The organism is Burkholderia sp. BCC0397 (assembly GCF_902832865.1).
Classification (GTDB): Bacteria; Pseudomonadota; Gammaproteobacteria; order Burkholderiales; family Burkholderiaceae; genus Burkholderia.
This window is the reverse complement of record NZ_CADFDL010000001.1, coordinates 30630-48211: the sequence shown is the minus strand read 5'-3', so window position 1 is coordinate 48211 and position 17582 is coordinate 30630. Positions and strand designations below refer to the sequence as shown.

Genomic DNA, 17582 nt, shown 5'->3' with positions numbered 1-17582 from the left:
CTACTTGCCGGCGGCGAGGCGGCGCAGAATCTCCGGACGTTCGGCGCTCAGCACGTGGTCCCCGCCCTCGCCTCTGTCGTAGCGTTTGCTCGTGCGGTAAGCAAAGCGCTTCGCGTATTGATTGGCGGCGGGATCGAACACCCATGCGTCGACTTCGAAGAAGTGCTTGTCGAAATGAACTTCGCCCTCTTGCCACTCAGCGTCCGCCCGGACAAACAGCGGATACGGCGACACCTCCGGCAAGTTCCACATCGCGCGGTCGGCCATTTCCGTCTGGGTGACTTTCGGCATCAGGTTCTCGATCTTGCCGTTCGCGCCGACCCGCAGCACGGCCACACGCTCCAGCATCCCGCTGCCGCCACCCGAGAACATCCCGGAGAAGAACACCCACGAGCCACCCGACGCAATCGGCAACCGCTCGGACCGTGGATTCAGACCGAACTGGTACCACTCTTTCGAAGAATGGGGAAGCGGCGCCGGCGGCATCTCGAAGCACGGCGCACGGTCGGGAAGCACGCAGAGCTTCACGCCGGACAGCGGAAGCCCGTCGCTGTCGAGCTTGCCTTCCGTCTGGGTGAAGCGCGGGAATGCAGTTTCGCGGGGCGCTGCTTGAACGCAGGCGATGCCGACGAACGCAATGCTTGCGATCGCCGCGAGCGTTTTACCGATCCAGCGCATTACCCCTCCGCCCGATGACACACCACCTCGATATTGTGTCCATCCGGCCCAATGACGAACGCCGCGTAGTAGTTCGCGTGATAATGCAGCCGCAGCCCCGGTGCGCCATTGTCTTTCGCTCCGGCCTCCAGCGCCGCACGATGGAACGCATCGACTTGCTGCCGCGTGTCGGCCGCGAACGCGATGTGGAGAGGCGCCAGCTTCTCGTCGGTCGGGAACAAACACAGCGAAGACTTGCTGGGCAGTCCGATCTCGATCCCGTACGACGGCTCGCCTTCCCCGACAATTTCGGCACCCAGCGGTTCAAGTGCCTTGAGGAAAAACGCCTTGCTGGCGGCGTAGTCGCTGACGCCGAATTTGACGTGGTCGAACATGAGTTCCCTCCGAAGGATGCATCAGTCAGCGCGCTGATGTGATGTAGCGATGACCGCAATGTTGCCACATGCGGTGGTGGTCCGTTACCGGCTCAAAACGACCCTGAGCGGGCGCTCGCATCGTAGACCTTGTTCTTCACGAAGACCAACGGCCGGATGGCCACGAGAATGTCTCGGCTGCCGATGTGCTTGTTCAACGTGTACACACCGGCTACGGTGCAAACGATGCGGCGCCTATTGTCCGTGAGCGCTTGTGGCTCGCCTCCATACGCCTTCCAGCATCGCCGGCACCCATTGCTCGGCCGGGCAGCGACTCCACGTGTCGGCAAGAAAAATCATCGATTCGTCACCGCTTGCCTGCCGAGCCTTCTCCAGCTCCAACAACAGAAGCGTACCCGCAGCGTAGGGGCAGCCACCTACCGTTCCACTCGATGTCGCTTGACGAAGGACCACGCCCGGGGCGAACAGACAGCGACGGCTGGTCATCTCGGGCGTGAGTGTCTGCCGCATCGAGGCGTCGAGGTAAAGAACACGCATTTGATCCAGGCCTTTTACGACATTATGTATTGCTACGCTGACCGCGTGGACGCCTGCAAGGTCTCCACCGACCATCGAAGCGAGTAATGCCTTGGCGCGCGTCACCTTGCCGGTCACTTGCCAGGTCAGCTTACGCAGCGCATTCCCCGGCGCAAGCGACGCAGCAATCACTTGCGCGGCGGCCCACGTGGCCTCGCCAGCTTCAAAGGTGGGGTTGAATAAACGGCCTATGACCTGCTGCACGAGCGGCCCGACTGCAACGCCGGTGTTCGTGTCGCGGACCCACACTGCCAATGGCTCCAGGTCGGCGGGGGCCGCACGGATATCCGGTGCGACAGCATTAAGTTTCTGCCATAACGCGTCCTGTTGAGTCTCGCGTCCAGGAGCCTTTCTCGCACTCATCGTCGGGAATCGACGGCCTTTGTGAGACAGCACCTTGAGTATGCGTCGGACCAACAGACTGTTGAGCAATGGCTTGCCGGATCCAAACGCGCGGTCAAGCGTGCCGTCACGTGCGATTTGAAGGATGTCGGCAGGCCGATCCACCTTGATGACATCGACAAGACCGGAAATATGTTTATGTTCCACGACTGCGCACCTTGTAAAGGAAGTCATTTGTTCGGCTCGCATGGCGCTTCAGGCGCTGGCATTTTGCCATTGCCGCCACGTGCCACTCTTGCCGCTCGAACAGGGCCGACGCCCGCGATGATCTCCCGGTGCCGTCAGACATGAGCCCCAATCATGTCGTCAAAACCGGCTAATATCTATCAGCTACCCGACAGATTGGCGCCAGATGAATCCCGATGTACAACGCTACAGGCCACAACTTGCGGTAACACCGTGGTTCAAGAACTTGCCGGTCGAGCTTCAGGACTATCTCGTCGCGCACGCTGACCTGCTCCGATTAAAGAAGGGGCAACAGCTTTACCGGCGCGGCGAACAGTCGTTCGGCCTTTACGCGGTTCTCGACGGTGCATTGTCGCTCGGCACAGTCGGAGCGGATGGAAAAGAGGCGCTGCTCGCGGTACTTGGGCCGACCGCCTGGATCGGCGAAATCTCGATGTTCGACGGGTTGCCCCGCCCGCACGATGCGTCAGCAATCAGTAAGACTCTCGTGCTTCACGTACCGGGCCCCGCGTTGGAAAGCCTGCTTGAAGCTCACCCTGCTTACTGGCGGAATTTTGGCGTGTTGATGGCGCAAAAAATCCGGATCTCCTTCGAGAACAACGAAGCCATGATACTGTTGCCCGCCGCTCAGCGACTGGCAAGTCGCTTATTGCTGATCGCTGGCGGCTACGGCGGAATCGATGCCGAACGGAGTAGCATCAAGCTTTCGCAAGACACCTTGGCTTCAATGGTTTCGCTGACACGGCAGACGACAAACCAGTTGCTCAGGAACCTCGAGAGTCAGGGTATCGTCGCGCTGAGATTCGGGGAGATCGTTATTCTCGATTTTGATCGCCTGCATGCTGCCAGTGTCGAAGATCCAGGTCGTTGAAGCGCCCAGTCCGGATGCCCGGACTGGGCGGGTCTCAGTGCGTTACCGCGGACCGTGAACGACGAAAGCGCGCCAGGGCTTGCTCGGCCAGAGCGTCCGTCAGATATCTCATACCAGTCGCTTGCGGATCGATACCGAGCGTCTCTTCATGGCCGAGGGCGGCAGAAACTGGCCGGAAGTTGCGCCAATTGTCCGTGCTGCAAACTCGATATATCGCGCGGACTTGCCGATTTCAGCCCCCTTCAGCAGCATTCCGCGCGACCTTGGAAGTTCGATGCCATGCTGCTATCGTCGAGCATTCCTTGATGACTTCGGAGTGGCCGAACCATGCCCCTGATCTTGCGTCGCGCGACTATGGCCGATGCTGCGGCGGTGGCCGACGTCTATCTTCGGTCGCGCGACACGCTGGCATCCTATGCGCCACTCGCGCACGCCGAAGCGGCCGTCCGCGATTGGGTTGCCAACATGCTTGTTCCGTCGGGCAACGTTACCGTTGCCGTGAACGATGGCCTCATCATCGGCATGGCCGCACACGCTGTTACTGACGGCGTGACATGGCTCGAGCAGTTGTACGTGTGCCCCGAATTCAAACGGCGAGGGATCGGCACTGCCCTGCTGGAGTCGGTGAAGTCGCAAACGGACGGTACGCTCCAGCTCCATACGTTCCAAATGAACCACGATGCTGCTGCGTTTTACGAGCAGCACGGGTTCGTTGCCATTGCGTATAGCGACGGAAGCAGAAACCAGGAGGGTTGTCCCGATGTTTTGTATCGCTTGACGCGATAGCGCAGCCATCCGTTCGCTCGTCCCATCCGCCCCGTTATCGACCGACGCAGGGCCAGCTCAGCTCAGCATCGCAAACACCGGCTGGTTCCTGACGCTCTCACGCTCCAGCATTCTCGCGTACCAGGCTCGAAGCGCTTCGCATTCCTCAGGCACCGGCAGCTTCACGAGCATCGCAAAGATCAGACCACCGATGACGGTGATGTCGGCCATCGAGAACGTCTCGCCCGCAACATACGGTTGCCGTTGCAGAACGGAATCGAAGTAGCGCATGCCCCTCAGCGCCTTGTCGCGTTGACGAAACCCCCACTCCGGGTTTTGATACGTCTCGACGTCCGGGCCCAGCCCCGGCGTGCCGTGATGGAAATAAACGCTGATCGCGTCGAGCAACTCCAGCTCGGCGCGCTTGCTCATCATGTGGATGATGCCCTTTTCGCGCGGCGTGCTGCCGGTGAGCGTAGGTACGCCATCGAGCGCGTCGAGGTACTCGGTAATGGCCGTGCACTCGGCGATACAGGTTCCATCATCGAGCTCCAGCACCGGCAACGTACCCGAGTAATTCTTGCCGGCGAGGAACTCGGGCTTTTTATGCTCGCCCTTGTAAAGATCGACCATCACGAACTGGACGCGCGATTGCAGCCCCTTTTCGGCCAGCGCAATGCGCACGCGTGTCGGATAGGGCCCTGTCGGGAAATCGTGGATCTTCATCATGGGCAGTCGGGCTGTGTCGAAATCGGCGTTACTGGAAGTCATTGCAGGGGCGCTCCGTAGTCGGTTGCACTGGATCGGACGACGTAAAAATACGTCGCCGCACGAATCTACCTAACGTTTGTTAGTTTAACCATATAAGGTACAATCCGGGGTGTCAACATCCATTTCCTGCGCGCGGAGGCTGAAGCGGTGACGAACGACGCGAGTTCGAACTCGAGAGAGAAAATCCTGGCAGCCGCCACGAGGCTCGCGCAGACGCACGGCTACGGCGGGTTGAATTATCGGGATCTCGCCAACGAGGTGGGCATCAAGGCCGCGAGCATCTACCACCACTTCGACAGCAAGGCCGATCTCGGCGCCGCGGTAGCGAGGCGTTATTGGGAGGATTCCGCGGTGGCGCTGGACGACATGCTGGCCGGATCGCGCGATCCGCTGGACTGCCTGCGTCGCTATCCGGACACCTTCCGCAAGGCGCTCGAGACCGGCAACCGTCTGTGCCTGTGCAGCTTCATGGCCGCCGAAACCGACGATCTGCCGGAAGTCGTGATGAAAGAAGTCCTGGCCTTCGCCGACGTAAACGTGGCGTGGCTCAGCAAGGTTCTGTCCGCAGCGGCGGTGGTCAGCGCTCGGGAGAGCAAACAGCGGGCGCGGGCAATCTTCGCCGCCATCGCCGGCGCTCAGCTCATCGCGCGGAGTCGCGCCGATCTCTCGCTCTATGACGCGCTGATCGACAATTATCGGAAAGCGGGGCTTTTGCCGGCGTAGCAGTGCAACGGTGACGCAGCTTCAAACGACGTCGAACCTTCGCGAACGCGCGATGTTCAACCGCGCGACCCACCCCGTCAGAAACCCACTGCACTGCATGCTCGACGAGTGCTCAGCTTGATCGTCGCGCCGAGGCGATGCCGGCAAGCCACGCCTGGAAACTCCCCGCGATACGCTCGCGCCGCGCATCGTCATGCCAGACACGAATCACCTGGCCTGCGACACCGCCTTCAGCGGGATCGAGGTCGATACACAAGTGATTACCGCTTCCGTCATGCGTAAACGGAATCCACTTCAGGTTGTACCAGTCGTCGGCGATGCCGGGATCCGGTTCCGATGTCATGCCGTCAAAATCGCCGGCGTCCACGAGACCTTTCCAGATGCGCCATTGCGCGAGGATCTCGCGGGCGCTCAGCAGCGCATCGCTTCCAGAAAACGCATCGCCCAACGCCGCCTGTCCATCGTGAATGCGCAGACTGTCGACGAGTGCGTCAGGCGGCGTCGTACCCAGCGCGACCTGCAAGGCAGCGATGTCGTCGTCGGACGCGGGTCCGTTGAGTCCGCCAGGCAAGCGCGACGCATCGGCGGCGAATGCTGCGTCGAGCCGTTGCCATGTTTCGCGAAGGTCGATGGCGCGTGCGTCGTCGATATCGACGGTTGTCGTGCGGGTTTCGACGGCCGGCGGCGATTGTGAGGCTGCCTCGGCAGATGTCGGCGCCACCTGGCGCGGCGGCTCGCTGGAAAGGTCGCGATCGAGACGCAGGAACAGCACGGGCGAACCTGCCGCCATCGGATATTCCGCAGCCGGGATCGCGACGAGCACATCGGCACGAACGACGCCGCCGATCAACCCGTCGCCTTCGGATGGCAGCAGGCGGATGACCAGGTTGCCATCGACGCCACGATGCAGATTGCCCCATCGCATCGCGTTCAGCCTAGCATCGCGCTCGACACTGTGATCGACGATCCCGGTTTCCCAATGCGGCCCCGGTGTTGCAGCGTGCTCGAGCAAATCGAGCACACGCGGCATGATCGCGTGCATCAGCATCGCCACTGCGCTCGTGTGGCCCGGCAGATTGATCAGCGTGGCCTGATCGTAGCTGGTCAGGACCGTCATCCCGCTCTGCGTACCGTCGGGCCGCCTGAACAGAAGCGTGGTTTTCTTCGGCGGCGAGCGATCGTCGCTGCGTCCGAAGTTGAAACGATCGGCCGGCGTTTGTTTGATCTCGACGGTCGCGTCGTCTTGCGAATAGACCCGTTGCGCATTCAGTCCGATGTCCCGGAAGGGCGGCGTGGCAGGCAATCCGGCTCCGACGATCAGGTCGTAACGTTGCGCGAGCTCGGCGAGCTTCTTCTTGAATGCGTACTCGTTCTGTTGCACTTCGAGCGACGGCAGTGTCATGTCCGGAGGCTCGATGTACTCGACCGACGACACCGTGTATCCCCAGCGCTGCAGCACCGCACGGATATACGGTCCGCTCGTGTCGGGCCGCTGCCACCGCTCGCGAGCGACGCCGGGAGCGCACTGCTCATACCCGACGATCACCACGCCGATGCGTGGCCGTTTCGTCACCTCGATGTCGCGGACGCCAGCCGCTGTCAGCGCGATCTGCCATTCGGTCGTTATCCGGCTGCCCTTGGGCAGGAGCAGGCTGCCTTGTCGATACTCGCTGCCGGAAGCGACCACGTATTGGCCGGCGGATACCGGCGCGTGCAGCAGCAGGAAAGACCGAGCGCCGCGATGCGTAATTTCAAGATCGCCTTTCGGGACGACGGTGTCGGCGTTTTCCGGCAGCGGGAAATACGGAGGGACATCGACCGCACACTGCGCGCCGATTGCGCGAGCCGCCGGACTGCCCGCTGGCGAAGCCAGTGCGCGCCGACTGAACTCGAAATCGAGCTCGACCGGTGCACGATGCGTCGCATGTACGGTATCGGATGCGCGCAATGCATAGCCTTCGACCGCAGCGAGCGGAACGGGCGGGACATTCTCCGTTGCGAAAACATCGGCCGCTGTCACGCGCGCCAGCGCATCCTCGATCGGCACTGTCTCGGATTGCATCGCGCCCGGCACGACGCGGCGACAGCGTTCATAGGGCTGGTTAAGCCAGGAAGGGACGTTCTGGTGATCGCTCATGTGGTGAATGTTTTCATGCCGCGGTCCGAAGATACGCACGAACCGCGGCAACGGTACGGTTTTCCTCCCCAGCGGCTCAACGTTTTGCCGCAGGCTGCTGAGACCCGACATCGACGTAGAATTTCTCTTGGTCGAGCACGCGCTGGTTCAAATAGAAATTGCCGAGAAAAGCGCCCGCGCGTCGATTATCGCTGGCATCGATACGTTTGACCGATACTTCCGGGTCACTTGATGCACCCTGCTCGGTCGACGCAAACGGATACTCGTCGCAATCGCAATCGGTCGGCGTTTCGTCCGGATCACCGGTGAACGTGCACTGGCCGTTAACCGAGCCGTATTTCGCGACGCATTGCTTCTTGGATGCATCCCGATTGTCCCGCCGAAGCGTTGCGTCGCGCGTGCGTGTCAGCGGCCTGGACTCCCAGGTATCAGGAAAAATCGTGCCGTCACCCTTCGGCACGAACTTGCCGGGGCGCCCGGCCGCCTGCGCCTCGCGAATATGGATTGCCGATTCGTCGACGTCGGGATTCGTGGCGACGATGGTACGGAGAACCGCCGGTGCGTCCGCGTAGACGCATCCTTGCGAGTTGCTCTTGACGAGCGCGACGTCGCATCGAATGTCGGGAATATAACCCACACCCGCGTACGGACTCACGCTTGCCCCGTTCTCGAACGAGTCTCCCGACTTCGCGACCCGATACTCGAGGGTCGGACTGAACCTGAGCGGGTTACTGGATCCCATGTTCGGCGTGACCATCACCGATATCTCGTTGGACAGTCCACCGAGGGCAAGCGGTACACCGGCATTGGGTGCAACCGTGCAATCCGAACCGCATTCGACGACGGGCTTGATCATCAGGCCGCCCGGATTGCCGGAAATGATGCGTGTGCGAAATCGGAACTTCAATGGCCATGCGAGCTGATTCGATGGATTGTCGGAATACGCGTAGGCGTCGATAGCCACTCGCCCGATTTCATTGTTTTGATCGTCCTTCGCGACATATTCGAGCGGGACCGTTTTCTGGCAATAACTGCTTCGGCTCAATAGCGAGTCCCGGGTTGGTTCGGTCCGGACTGTCGTGCAGATGGGAGAAACGTCCGTGGCGCTTTCCGCATGGGCAGGCATCGCCGTTGTAAGCACAATCGCGCCGGCAAACAGCATTCGATGAATCACATCCCCTCCTGATTATTTCATTAATCGAAATTACCGATTTATCTGCAAATCAATTTAAATTAACATTTAAATGAAATGCAACTGTCAACTTCGTCAGGTAGATGTAAATCAACGATCAACTATATCTCGATCGTTTTATTTTTATAAATAAAGTCACTCATAAAATCGCACAACCTGAATTGGCCACACCGTGCCAATGAAGCCAATTCCGTCACTACGACGCAACTGATCTCGGCGCGCCGAAAAATTGAACGCCTTCGTCACTGGGTGCGGTAGCTGTCCGCGTTCAGCTGTTCCCGGTCACGAGCGGTTCTTCCGGCATGCCGCCGGCAGCACAGCCCTACGGATGAAAAGTCTCGCCCCGCTTCAGCATGTCGATGAATTCCGCGATTTTGCGCGCCCGTGTTTCCGGCTTCTTCGCGTTCTGTATCCGAAACAGGATCGCATAGCGATTACGGCTGTTCAGCGTTGCAAAAAACTTCGCGGCTTTTGGATTGGCGTCCAGAGCCGCCTGCAGGTCATCCGGCACGGTCGAGTTGCTGGCCGACGTATAAGCTGCCTCCCAGCGGCCGTCCTTCCTTGCCTTCTCGATTTCGCCCATGCCCGCCGGGCACATTCTGCCTGCGGCGATCAGCGCTTCGGCCTTGTCCTTGTTGAGTTTGGACCAGATGCTTTTCGCCGAACGCGGGGTAAAGCGTTGTAACCAGTATTGCTCGCTCTCGGCCTTCTTTTGGCCATCGATCCAGCCGTGGCAGAGGGCGCTTTCCACCGCCTCTTCATAGCTGACGGTTCGCTGCCCCGCGCCTCTTTTCGCGAGCCGCAGCCATGCTCCGGTCGACGTGCCGCCGTTCTGCCCCAACCAGCTCTCCCATTCAGTCTGACTGGCAAACGTTAGAGCGCCTTCGGTCATGTCACGATCCCGAATGGTTGCGTTTTCAACGACTCAGAAGTCGCCACTCAACGAACGAGCGGCGACCACCGGAGCACTCCATTCCGCACAACCGCCTCAAAGAATCCGGTTCAACGCATCGGCGAACCGCTTCACCGCGCCATCGACATCATGCAGTTTGTCGAGACCGAACAACCCGAGCCGGAACGTCTTGAAATCCTCCGGCTCGTCGCATTGCAACGGCACACCCGCCGCGATCTGCAAACCGACATCGGCGAACTTCTTCCCGGTGCGAATACCGTCATCGTCCGTATAACTGACCACGACACCCGGCGCCTCGAACCCCTTCGCGGCCACGCTCCTGAACCCCTTCTCCGTCAGCAGCGCACGAATGCGCTCGCCGAGTTCGAGCTGTTCCGCCTTCACCTTGTCGAACCCGTACGCGTCGGTTTCCTTCATCACGTCGCGCAGCGTCGTGAGGCTGTCGGTGGGCATCGTCGCGTGATACGCGAACCCGCCGCCCTCGTACGCTTCCATGATCTGCAGCCACTTGCGCAGATCGCACGCGAAGCTGGTGCTGGTCGTCGAATCGATGCGCTCGCGCGCGAGCGGGCTCAACATGACCATCGCGCAACACGGCGATGCACTCCAGCCCTTTTGCGGCGCGCTGATCAGGATATCGACGCCGCTCGCCTGCATGTCGACCCACACGGTGCCGGACGCGATGCAATCCAGCACGAACATACCGCCGACCGCATGCACGGCATCGGCCACCGCCCGCAGGTATGCATCCGGCAGCATGATCCCGGACGCGGTTTCGACGTGCGGCGCAAACACGAGATCGGGCTTGTTTTTCTGGATCGCGGCGACTACTTCGTCGATCGGCGCCGGCGCGTAGGCGGCCTGCCTGCCCGCTTCGACCGGGCGCGCCTTCAGCACCGTCGTTTCGGACGGAATGCTGCCCATGTCGAAAATCTGCGACCAGCGGAAGCTGAACCAGCCGTTGCGGATCACGAGGCACTTCTTGTTCGTCGCGAACTGTCGCGCCACGGCTTCCATGCCGAACGTCCCGCTGCCCGGGACGATCGCGACCGACTTCGCGTTGTAGACTTTTTTCAGCGTGGCGGAGATGTCGCGCATGACGCCCTGGAAGCGCTGCGACATATGGTTGACCGAGCGATCGGTGTACACCACCGAATATTCGAGGAGCCCCTCGCGGTCAACATCGGGAAGTAAACCTGGCATGCTCGCCTCCGGTGAAAGATGAACGATGGAATCAGGACAAGCAGCGTCTTCGATTCGATACTGCTCTGCACCATGCAAATGCGTCATTTCCTCGACGAAAGCAGATTCTAGCGAACGCCGCCGGCCGGTTGGCGCATATTTTGTCTGCTGCCGGGCTCGGTATTCGTCGACGCCGGCCGTGCCGCGCACATCGCCCTGTTCGGTGTAAGGGTTAACGACGCGTGCGGCAACAGCCTCATAACATGTCGACCAGACCCTTCACGACGGAAACTTCGATGATCTCCTCTCCCGCATCGTCACTGCAGTCGTCAACCGATCCGGCGCTCGCCGAGCGCATCGACGCGGTCCTGTCCCGCCAGCTCGACACGCAGCGTCTCGTCGGCGCGGTCGTCCTCGTCGCCCGCGACGGCGAACTCGTCTATCGCCGCGCAGCCGGGTTCGCGGACCGCGAATCCCGTACGCCGATGCGCGAGGACACGCTGTTCCGGCTCGCATCGGTGACGAAGCCGATCGTCTCGGCGGCCGCGATGGCGCTCGTCGCGCAACGCAAGCTGTCGCTCGACGAAGACATCACGCGCTGGCTGCCCGCGTTCCGTCCGGCGCTGCCCGACGGCCGCGTGCCGACGATCACGGTGCGGCAGTTGCTCGTGCATACCGCCGGCCTCGACTATCGCTTCAACGAAACCGACGCGAACGGCCCCTATGCACGTGCGGGTGTCTCCGACGGGCTCGATGGTGCATCGATCACGCTCGCCGAAAACCTGCGCCGGATCGCGAGCGTGCCGCTGCTGTTCGCGCCGGGCACCAGCTGGAACTATTCGCTGTCGATCGACGTCATCGGCGCACTGATCGAGGCCGTCTGCGACGTGCCGCTCGCCGATGCGATCGACGCGCTCGTGCTGCGCCCGCTCGGTGCGCGCGACACGGGCTTCGTCGCACGCGATCCCGCGCGGCTCGCCACGCCGTACGTGAACGACACGCCGCAGCCGCACCGGCTCGCGGAGAACGAGACGGTGCCCATCGTCGACGGGTTCGTCGGCGTCACGTACTCGCCGTCGCGCGCGCTGAATGCACAAGCGTTCCCGTCAGGCGGCGCCGGAATGGTCGGCACCGCCGGCGACGTGCTGACGGTGCTGGACACGCTGCGCGCAGGTGGCGGCGCGATCCTGCCGGCCGAGCTGGTCGACGAGATGGGCCGCGTACAGACCGGCGATTTCGAATTGCCGGACCTGCCCGGCGCGGGCTTCGGTATCGGCTTCTCGGTGCTGCACGACCCGCAGGCGGCCGCATCGCCGGAATCCGTCGGCACCTGGCGCTGGGGCGGCGTCTACGGTCATTCATGGTTCGTCGATCGCGCCCGCGGGCTCACCGTCGTGTCGCTGTCGAACACGCTCTACGAAGGGATGAACGGGCAGTACACGCTCGATCTGCGCGACGCGATTTATGGCGTGCGGTAGCGCGCGGAATGGAAAAGGCCCGGCAAAGCCGGGCCAGTATCGTTCCGCGCAGATCGATCACGTCCTCGCGTCCAGCATCGCGAATGACGTGTCGTGACATCCCTGAATCGCCGTAACGCCACTTCCGGCTGACCGCATCGTTATCGCAATCCGTCGCCGACGTTTTCCCTACCTGGCAAGGATCGCGTACAAGGCCAAGCCGGTATAAACGATGAACAAGACCGCAACGACCATACAGACAACACGCCCGATCCCGCGCAGACGCGTCACACCGAAATACATCGACCCTGCTCCGACAAGCAGCCACAACGGCCAATAGCTGGTGCCCAAAATCAGCATCATGACCGGCCACGGTATATCGATAGCGATGTCGCTCATCCCGGCAAGCCCCCGTTGCTCAAGTAGAGATCGTGTGTAAAAACCTCCGCGATGTTGCCACATTCCGGCATCGACGACTTCGAGCACGGTGCGGCACGCCGACAATGAAAAAAGGCCCGACTAAGTCGGGCCAACGGGTTTGAGACACAAGGAGAATCCCGCCCACCCCATAGCGGGCGGTCACGCCGCACTACACGACGTTCTTTTCGACGATCGGCCGGTTTTCGAGCACGCGCGCCCAGCCGAGCGACGACAGGTCGAGCGTGTCGTAACGCCCGCCCAGAATGAGTTCGCTGACGCCCCGCCCCGTCGCCGGCCCTTGCTGCAGCCCGTGGCCGCTGTAGCCGTTCGCGAACACGACGTTGTCGAGTTCGGGGTGGTAGCCGATGATCGCGTTGTGATCGAACACGTTGTACTCGTAGTAACCGGACCAGCAATTCTCGACGCGCAGCGCCTCGAATTCCGGCACGCGATGCGCGAGCGTCGGCCAGATCACGTCGTCGAACAGGTCGTGGTCGACTTCGTCGAGCGGCAGGTCGTCCGGGTCGCGATCCGGGCTCGGCGACGTGCCGCAGATATACGTGCGCCCTTCCGGCCGGAAATACACACCGGTCGGATCGATCAGCAGCGGGCAATCGGCAAGCTTCGCCGGCGACGATACGTTGAAGATGCTGCGGCGCCGCGCATACACGGGAATGTCGATGCCCATCATCGACGACAGCGTGCGCGTCCATGCACCGGCCGCGTTGACGAGCGTGTCGCATGCGTAGCGCTCGCCGTCGCCCGTCACGACATGCGTGATCCTGCGGCCGTCGCGCACGACGTCCTTCACGTCGGCCGGCACGTAGCGCGCGCCGAGCGCCTGCGCCTTCTTGCGCAGCGCCTGCACGAGCCCGTAGCCGTCGAACCAGCCTTCGCCGCTCACGCCGTACGCGCCCGACACGAGATCGTCGACGTTCAGCCACGGAAACTTCGCGCGCAGCGCGTCGCCGTCCATCAGCCGGATATCGGCGCCGAGGCGTGTCTGCAGCGCATGGTTCTCGCGCAGCGTCGCGTCGCCGGCCGGCGTGGCGAGAAACAGGTAACCGCCTTCGTGCAGATCGATCGACGGCCGGTTGCCGTCCACTTCGAGCCGCTCGCCGATCGTGCGCAGGAAGTCGATGCCGAACAGCGACATCTCGATCGACAGCGGCGTGGAGAATTGCTGGCGAATCGACGCGGCCGACAGCGCCGACGACGATCTTGCATAGGTGGGATCGCGTTCGATGACGGTCACGGCGACCGTGGGATCGGTAGCACGCAGGAAATAGGCGATCGAGCTGCCGATCACACCACCGCCGACGATGACGACTTGAGAACTCACAACTGACTCCGGTTGCACGTAAAAGGCTCAGCGCCTGTAGGTGATTCGTGCCGCGTCGCACGCGGCGTCGCGCGGGCAGGCTTCCTCGACGATCGCTTCGGCTATTTCAGCACGTCCGGCATCGCCGCGAAAGCCCGCCCGCGCGTGTTGCGTTCAGTCCGCCGATTTCGTCGTGACGGGCTGCCACGCGGCGTTCTTCACTTCATACAGCGTCGAGCTCGGGTTCTTCAGGTCGCCCGTGTTCGTGAACGCGACCGTGCCCGTGATGCCGTCGTAGCGCGTGCCCTTCAGCGCGCCGTTGAAATCAGCCGGCTTCGTCGAGTTCGCCTTCTGCATCGCGTTGATCGCGATCCACGTCGCGTCGTACGCGAACGGCGCATACGCGAGCATGTCGACGCCGTACTTCTGCTTGAATTTCGTTTCGAACAGCTTGCCCTTCGCGAGACGCGACAGCGGCTGCCCGTATTCCCACACCGATGCGCCTTCGGCCGCATTGCCGGCCAGCCTGATGAAGTTCGCGTTCATCACGCCGCCGCCCGCGAGAAACTGCGCGCGGATGCCGAGCTGGCGCATGCGCTTCACGAGCATCGCGGCCTGCGCGTCGAGGCCGCCGAAGAACACGAGATCGGCGTTCGTGCTCTTGATCTTCGTGAGCTGCGCGCTGAAGTCGACGGCCTTGTCGTTCGTGAATTCGCGCGCGACGATCGTGCCGCCGTTCGCCTGCACGGCCTTCTCGAATTCGTCGGCTTCGCCCTGGCCGAACGCGGTGCGATCGTCGATGATCGCGATGCGCTTCGCCTTCGTCACGCTCGCGGCGTACGCACCGGCGTTGCCGGCGTTCTGCGTGTCGGTCGCGATCACGCGGTATACGGTGTCGAGCCCGGCGCGCGTGATGTCGGGATTGGTCGCCGACGGCGTGATCATCGGAATGCCGGCCTTCGCGTAGATCTTCGACGCGGGCAGCGTCGTGCCTGAATTGAAGTGGCCGATCACAACGGCCACCTGCGCATCGGCGAGCTGCTGCGCGGCCTGCACGCCGGTGCGCGGATCGCTCTGGTCGTCCTGCGACGCGATCACGAATTTCACCGGCTTGCCGCCGACGGTCGTACGCGCGGCATTCGCTTCGTCGACCGCCATGCGCACGCCGTTCTCGATGTCCTTGCCGTACGCGGCGCCGCCGCCCGTCAGCGGGCCGGCCACGCCGACCTTGACGATCGTCTCCTGCGCATGGGCCGCGCCCGTCTGGAACGCGAGAAGCGCGGCGGTCAGTGCAACGCCGGAAAGCGAGCGAATGCGAAACGTCATGGCAGTCCTTCTTCTGGGGATCGGGATGCAACGCGCGATGGGCACGCGTCGGCAACCTCCTGCGCGCCGGTGATGCCTTTCCGTGCGGAGGGCGCATGCAACGCACCGATCCGGCCGGACGCTCACCGCGGTTCCGTCTCCGAAGAACCTTTCATCGCGAAAGAGGTGAAGGGATTGTGGGTAGCCAATACCCGTGCAGCAAACGAAATATCGGAACTATGTTGTGAGGATTTGTCATCAAGTTCCGTGGTCATGGCCGATCCGCGGCCCGTACGACGGTGGGCCGTGGATGGAGGTCTTCCGTGGGGAATGGCGGCCGCGCCGCTGGGTAAAGGCCGGCCGTGGTCATGCCGGCAACGCATCATCGTTGCGACGCCGTCCGGCCGGCCTTCGCGACGCCCACGGGGGGCCGCGTCATCGGTCAGTGCCGATCAGTGCCCGTATGCTTGCGCACCGCATCGGCCGCCTCGCCGGCCTTCTCCTGAAGCTTGCCGGCCTGCTGTTCGGCCACGCCTTCCGCTTCGGTCTCGCGGTCGCCCGTCACCTTGCCGAGTGCTTCCTTGACCGAACCCTTGACCTGCTTGAGCTTGCCCTCGATGCGATTCCTGTCCATGGTCTTCTCCTGCGATGGTTGAGGAAAGCCGGCAATGCAGCGGCCTGCGCGGCACCGCCGAGTGGACAGGATCGCAAGCGGGCGCCGCGGGCGGCAGATGCGGATGCACCAATCGGCATGGTGCATTCGTACCGCCGCGGTCAGTCCTTGCCCTTCGCGCCGCCCTTGTCGCCGCGCGCGCCGTTCGTTTCGGCCGCGCCGACGATCCCGCGCTCGCGCGCCCAGACGATCGCCTCGCCGCGGCTGTGCACGTCGAGCTTCGCGTAGATCGTCGCGACGTGATTGCGCACGGTGTTCGGCGCCAGCCCGAGGCGGCCGGCGATCTCCTTGTCGGCCAGGCCGTGGCACAGCAGGTCGAACACGTCGCGCTCGCGCGCGGTCAGGTCGGACAGCTGCGCGCCCGCATCCGGCGCATTCGCGCGCCGCACGTTCGCGAGCTTCTCGATCAGCGTGCGGCTGAACCACGACGCATCCTGCATCGCGGTCTCGATCGCATAGACGAGCTCCATCTCCGTGCGCTTGCGGTCGCTGATGTCGAGCAGCGCGACGAGCAGGCAGTCGCGCCCGTGAATCGCGACAGGGTCGGCCGACACGACGCAATCGCGTACGTCGCCGTCGCGCGTGCGGATCTGCACGTCCGCATTGCGCACGTGGCCGTCGCGCGCGAGCCGGCCTTCGATGCGCGGCCACACGCCGCGCTCGGCCCACAGCCCGATCTCGTCGGCGGACTTGCCGAGCAGGTCGCCTTGCGCGTGGCCCGTCATCGCGGCAAACGCATCGTTCACGTCGAGCAGCTCGAAGCGCTCGGCCGTGACGATCGCAGTCGCGACCGGCGCCATCCGGAAGGCCGTCGCGAAGCGTTCCTCGCTTTGCATCAGCGCGCGCTCGGCCTGCTTGCGCGGCTCGAGATCCATGAACGTGAACAGCATGCACGCCTCGCCGTTCATGTCGATCGGCTGCCCGGCGACGACCACCGCCTTGGTGCTGCCGTCGGCAAGTTTAAGCACGGCCTCCATCTGCGGGATCGTCGCGCCTTCGCCGAGCCGCTCGATCGCCAGCTCGCGCCGCTCGGCCTGTTCGAGCACGTCGATCTCGTACACCGAGCGGCCGAGCACGTCGTCGCGCGCGTGGCCCGTCATGTCGAGAAAGCCCTGGTTGACCTTCACGTAGCGCAAGTCGTCGAGCCGGCAGATCACGGCCGGCGCCGGATTCGCGTTGAAGGTCCGCTCGAAGCGTTCCTCGGCGCTCGCCCATTCGGTCGCGTCGTGCAGCACGAGCGCGAGGCAGTCGGGTGCGCCGGCCGCGTTCGTCAGCACCAGGCTGCGGATGCGGTGAACCCAGCTCACCGTCTCGTCGGCGGCCGATTCGACTTCGACCGTCACGTCGCTGAACTCCTCGCCGGCGATCACGCGATCCATCGGATAGTGGCCGTCGCGCACCGGATGGTTGTTCCGGTAGCGCAGCCGGAATCGCTCGCGGTATTCGGTGACGTCCGCGCCGAGCGCCTTCAACTCGGTCACGCCGTGCATCGCGAGCGCGGCCTCGTTCGCCCAGACGATCCGCTGGTCGGGTTCGATCAGGATCACGCCCTCGGTGAGCCCGGCGATGATCTGGTGCAGTTGACGCCGGTCGGTATGCGACTTGAGCGCCTGTTCGTCTACTTGTTCGTTCATCA

17 protein-coding genes are annotated in these 17582 nt (G+C 62.9%); 4 read left to right on the top strand and 13 right to left on the bottom strand.

All coding sequences use genetic code 11. From position 1 onward, the window contains the following. The 3 genes from HWX03_RS00220 to HWX03_RS00210 all read right to left on the bottom strand — a co-directional run bounded on the left by HWX03_RS00220 (position 1) and on the right by HWX03_RS00210 (position 2177). Complete coding sequence (locus tag HWX03_RS00220; RefSeq protein WP_175869817.1) at positions 1-678, bottom strand: hypothetical protein; 678 nt, start codon at positions 676-678, stop codon at positions 1-3. Next, a complete protein-coding gene (locus HWX03_RS00215; protein WP_175869816.1) occupies positions 678-1052 on the bottom strand; it encodes a VOC family protein in 375 nt (124 codons plus the stop codon). Before HWX03_RS00215 ends, HWX03_RS00220 begins: the two co-directional genes overlap by 1 nt. Positions 1053-1286: 234 nt before the next feature. Further along, positions 1287-2177, bottom strand: a complete 891-nt coding sequence (locus HWX03_RS00210; RefSeq protein ID WP_175869815.1) for a hypothetical protein — start codon at positions 2175-2177, stop codon at positions 1287-1289. A gap of 205 nt (positions 2178-2382) precedes the next feature. On the opposite strand from HWX03_RS00210, the gene HWX03_RS00205 reads away from it, so the two are divergent. Together HWX03_RS00205 and HWX03_RS00200 are read left to right on the top strand one after the other, a co-directional pair. Beyond that, positions 2383-3087 carry a Crp/Fnr family transcriptional regulator gene (locus HWX03_RS00205; RefSeq protein WP_175869814.1) on the top strand — a complete coding sequence of 235 codons (705 nt, stop codon included), beginning with the start codon at positions 2383-2385 and terminating at the stop codon, positions 3085-3087. A 327-nt stretch (positions 3088-3414) separates the two neighbouring features. After that, on the top strand, positions 3415-3873 hold the full coding sequence (locus HWX03_RS00200) for a GNAT family N-acetyltransferase (RefSeq protein ID WP_175869813.1): 459 nt from the start codon (positions 3415-3417) through the stop codon (positions 3871-3873). 57 nt (positions 3874-3930) lie between these two features. On the opposite strand, the gene HWX03_RS00195 is transcribed toward HWX03_RS00200, so the two are convergent. Next, positions 3931-4623 carry a glutathione S-transferase gene (locus tag HWX03_RS00195; RefSeq protein ID WP_175869812.1) on the bottom strand — a complete coding sequence of 231 codons (693 nt, stop codon included), beginning with the start codon at positions 4621-4623 and terminating at the stop codon, positions 3931-3933. A gap of 147 nt (positions 4624-4770) precedes the next feature. Between HWX03_RS00195 and HWX03_RS00190 the strand changes: the two genes are divergently transcribed. Continuing rightward, a complete protein-coding gene (locus HWX03_RS00190; RefSeq protein ID WP_175869811.1) occupies positions 4771-5346 on the top strand; it encodes a TetR/AcrR family transcriptional regulator in 576 nt (191 codons plus the stop codon). Positions 5347-5458: 112 nt separating this feature from the next. On the opposite strand, the gene HWX03_RS00185 is transcribed toward HWX03_RS00190, so the two are convergent. The 4 genes from HWX03_RS00185 to HWX03_RS00170 all read right to left on the bottom strand — a co-directional run bounded on the left by HWX03_RS00185 (position 5459) and on the right by HWX03_RS00170 (position 10791). After that, on the bottom strand, positions 5459-7483 hold the full coding sequence (locus HWX03_RS00185) for an SMI1/KNR4 family protein (RefSeq protein WP_175869810.1): 2025 nt from the start codon (positions 7481-7483) through the stop codon (positions 5459-5461). A gap of 76 nt (positions 7484-7559) precedes the next feature. Then, a complete protein-coding gene (locus HWX03_RS00180) occupies positions 7560-8657 on the bottom strand; it encodes a NucA/NucB deoxyribonuclease domain-containing protein (protein ID WP_244132544.1) in 1098 nt (365 codons plus the stop codon). Positions 8658-8997: 340 nt separating this feature from the next. Then, positions 8998-9567 carry a YdeI/OmpD-associated family protein gene (locus HWX03_RS00175; RefSeq protein ID WP_175869809.1) on the bottom strand — a complete coding sequence of 190 codons (570 nt, stop codon included), beginning with the start codon at positions 9565-9567 and terminating at the stop codon, positions 8998-9000. A gap of 96 nt (positions 9568-9663) precedes the next feature. Continuing rightward, complete coding sequence (locus HWX03_RS00170) at positions 9664-10791, bottom strand: aminotransferase class V-fold PLP-dependent enzyme (RefSeq protein ID WP_175869808.1); 1128 nt, start codon at positions 10789-10791, stop codon at positions 9664-9666. 275 nt (positions 10792-11066) lie between these two features. On the opposite strand from HWX03_RS00170, the gene HWX03_RS00165 reads away from it, so the two are divergent. Continuing rightward, positions 11067-12248, top strand: coding sequence for a serine hydrolase domain-containing protein (locus tag HWX03_RS00165; RefSeq protein ID WP_175869807.1), 1182 nt, complete (start codon positions 11067-11069; stop codon positions 12246-12248). A 168-nt stretch (positions 12249-12416) separates the two neighbouring features. Here the strand turns inward: HWX03_RS00165 and HWX03_RS00160 are convergent, their stop codons facing one another. The 5 genes from HWX03_RS00160 to HWX03_RS00140 all read right to left on the bottom strand — a co-directional run bounded on the left by HWX03_RS00160 (position 12417) and on the right by HWX03_RS00140 (position 17580). Further along, positions 12417-12713 carry a hypothetical protein gene (locus HWX03_RS00160; protein WP_244132543.1) on the bottom strand — a complete coding sequence of 99 codons (297 nt, stop codon included), beginning with the start codon at positions 12711-12713 and terminating at the stop codon, positions 12417-12419. Between the two features lie 103 nt (positions 12714-12816). Further along, positions 12817-13989: an FAD-binding oxidoreductase gene (locus HWX03_RS00155; RefSeq protein WP_027809733.1), complete on the bottom strand. Its 1173-nt coding sequence runs from the start codon at positions 13987-13989 to the stop codon at positions 12817-12819. A 153-nt stretch (positions 13990-14142) separates the two neighbouring features. Further along, positions 14143-15294, bottom strand: a complete 1152-nt coding sequence (locus tag HWX03_RS00150; protein ID WP_175869806.1) for a branched-chain amino acid ABC transporter substrate-binding protein — start codon at positions 15292-15294, stop codon at positions 14143-14145. Between the two features lie 421 nt (positions 15295-15715). After that, positions 15716-15907 carry a CsbD family protein gene (locus HWX03_RS00145; RefSeq protein ID WP_174387275.1) on the bottom strand — a complete coding sequence of 64 codons (192 nt, stop codon included), beginning with the start codon at positions 15905-15907 and terminating at the stop codon, positions 15716-15718. A gap of 140 nt (positions 15908-16047) precedes the next feature. Continuing rightward, positions 16048-17580, bottom strand: coding sequence for a helix-turn-helix transcriptional regulator (locus HWX03_RS00140; protein ID WP_175869805.1), 1533 nt, complete (start codon positions 17578-17580; stop codon positions 16048-16050). Positions 17581-17582: the final 2 nt, after the last annotated feature.